At 72.9% G+C, this 1,386-nt stretch carries 1 protein-coding gene; it reads right to left on the bottom strand.

What is annotated here, in order from left to right:
• Positions 1 to 1,386 (bottom strand): lantibiotic dehydratase (locus GSF22_RS33540; protein WP_208817911.1); only part of this gene is annotated, 1,386 nt, incomplete at both ends.

The raw sequence follows: 1,386 nt of genomic DNA, 5'->3' as shown, positions 1-1,386 counted from the left end.
ACTCCCCCGCCACGAACCGCCACGACTCCCGCGCCACCACCATCCGGTCCACCGTCACCCGCGGCGAATGGTCGGCGTCGGCGCGTAGGGTGAACCGGTCCATCACCCGGTTGGTCAGGGCGTTGCCGAAGACGTCCAGCACGTCGAACTCGGCCCCGTCGGGCAGCACCACCACCAGCCGGTCGTCCCGTTCGACCACCGACACGTCGGCACTGAGCACCGTCCTCGGCCGCCGGGGGTCGACGGTGTGGTCCACCAACGCGACCAGGTAGTCCTCCGGCCGAACCAGGGCGGGTCGGCTGCGCGTGGACCATCTCGGCGGCTGCTCCTTGGGCAGCATGGGCATCACCCGGGGCCCGGGAAAGTCGCGGCTGGTCTCGTCGATCAGTTCCCCGGCGTCCGGATGCTGCATCACGAACAGCGAGGCGCCGACGGTGTTCATCGCGACGTGCAGTTCGCCCAGTACGAGTTGGAAGTCGCCGCGCTCCACCGATTCGGCGTCCTCGGCGAGGATGATCACGTCAGGGCTGATGTAGCGGGCGATCGACCAGCCCCGGCCCGGCTCGTCGAAGGTCTCCCGGACCCGGTCGGCGATGTCGGCGCTGGAGAGCTGCACCCGGCGCGCACCGGCCGGGGCGTCGATGATCCGCTGCCAGTGGGCCCGCAGTTCGGCCTGGATCCGGTCGATGTCGCGGGTGGCCTCCGGGTGGGGCACCGGCAGGCACTCGAACCACAATGACCCCAGGTCGACCCGGCCCGTCCGCACGTGCAGCCGGTGGTAGGCGGCGCGGATCCGTTCACCGACGACGTCGGCGAACCGGTTGGTCATCCACCGGGCCGCGGTCAGGCAGAGCGCCAGCGGGGTGAGTTCGTCGAGGACGGCGGTGCCGAGCCGGACGGTGGCCGAACGGCGGGCGTCGGAGTAGACCAGGGCCCGGCAGGGCGCGGTGCGGGCGTTCTTCGACCGTTGGGCGGTGGTCGAGGTCAGCGCGGCGAAATCGGTCTCCAGGGCGGCCATCGCGTCGGCGAGCCGGTCGGCGTCGTGGTGGGCCGCGCGGATCCGGTCCCGGGCCCGTTCCAGAACCGCCAGTCCGGCCAGGGCCCGGTCCCGGACCACGGGGTCGGTGACCCGGTCCAGGGTCTCCCGCAGGTGCCGGTCGGGGTGGGCGCTGGCGGGTACCTCGACGCGCCAGACGATCCACCGGCGTCGGCACATCCCGTCCAGTTCGGACATCACCTCGGCGAGGGTGACCTGCCGGCCGACCACGGCCCCGACGTCGTCGGCGAGCCGGGCCGGCTCCCGGGTGCCGTCGCAGAGCCGCAGCAGTTCCCGGATCAGCGGGGTGGTCGGTTCGGCCGGGCGGCCCGGCACCACCACCCCCACCC

Source organism: Micromonospora echinofusca, from assembly GCF_017614955.1.
In the GTDB taxonomy this organism is placed as follows: Bacteria; Actinomycetota; Actinomycetes; order Mycobacteriales; family Micromonosporaceae; genus Micromonospora; species Micromonospora echinofusca_A.
The sequence above is the reverse complement of the archived record's forward strand: the minus strand, read 5'-3'. Positions and strand labels throughout refer to the sequence as shown.